Annotated in this window: 1 pseudogene; it reads right to left on the reverse strand. The window is 68.5% G+C overall.

Going from position 1 to position 1002, the window contains the following annotated elements:
- Positions 1 to 925: pseudogene (locus tag NMN56_RS42935) on the reverse strand (IS5 family transposase); the annotation flags it as partial.
- Between the last annotated feature and the right edge of the window lie 77 nt (positions 926 to 1002).

The raw sequence follows: 1002 nt of genomic DNA on the forward strand, positions 1-1002 counted from the left end.
TCGGGCTTCTTGTCGAAGCGGGTGGCGATGCCGCGCCATGCCTTGAGTTTGTTGATCAGGCGCTCGACGGTGTTGCGCTCCTTGTACAACCCGGCGTCGTGGGTGACGGGGCGACCGCCCCGGCGGCCCTTCTTCTTCCGGTTGGCAGCCTGGTCCTTCTTCTCCGGGATGACCGCCTTGATCTGGCGTCTGCGCAGGTAGGCGCGGTTGCCGCGGGAGGAGTACGCCTTGTCGCCCGCGACCGCGTCAGGGTGCGTGCGCGGACGCCCCACGGGGCCGCGGACCCGGACCTTGTTCAGTACTGGGATGAACTGAGGGCTGTCGGCCGCCTGCCCGGCGGTCAGGACGATTGCGAGCGGGCGGCAGCAGCGGTCAGCCGCGAGGTGGACCTTGCTGGTCCGGCCGCCCCGTGAGCGCCCCAGCAGGGCAGCTGTCAGCCGGACCCGGCGACGGCGCCGGATGCGCCTTCGCTCTTCGCGGGCGGGGTCAGCGTCGTGTCCGTCTTGTCCTTCCGGGCCGCCCCCTTTTGCCGGGCCTTCTCCTGCTCGGCAGCGGCCTTCTCCAAAGCGGTCAGGACCTCCTCGTCCACGGGCATCCCGGCCGCATCGTGGTGGGCGCGGACGGTGGTGGAATCCACACTGACCAGCGACATGTCCACCCTGTCCCGCTCGGCGGCCTCGCCGATCAAGCCCTCCAGCAGAGCCGTGAAGATCCCGGAATCACGCCACTTCCGGAAGCGGTTGTGCACGGTGGACCAGGCGCCGAACTCAGCCGGCATCTCCCGCCACTGCGCCCCTGAACGGAACTTCCAGATCACGCCCTCGAACTGCTGCCGCAGCCTGGCGGGATACGGCCCGTACTCGCCGATCGGCAGGTACGGCTCGACGTACTCCCACTCCTCATCGCTCAGTTGCGCACGCGTCATACATCCCTGACTACCGGAGCCGCCCTCGCCAGGAGGGCGAATCCCGCACATTGATCACGACCAAATACAAGCCCTAG

Source organism: Streptomyces iconiensis (genome assembly GCF_028657195.3).
Lineage (GTDB): Bacteria > Actinomycetota > Actinomycetes > Streptomycetales > Streptomycetaceae > Streptomyces > Streptomyces iconiensis.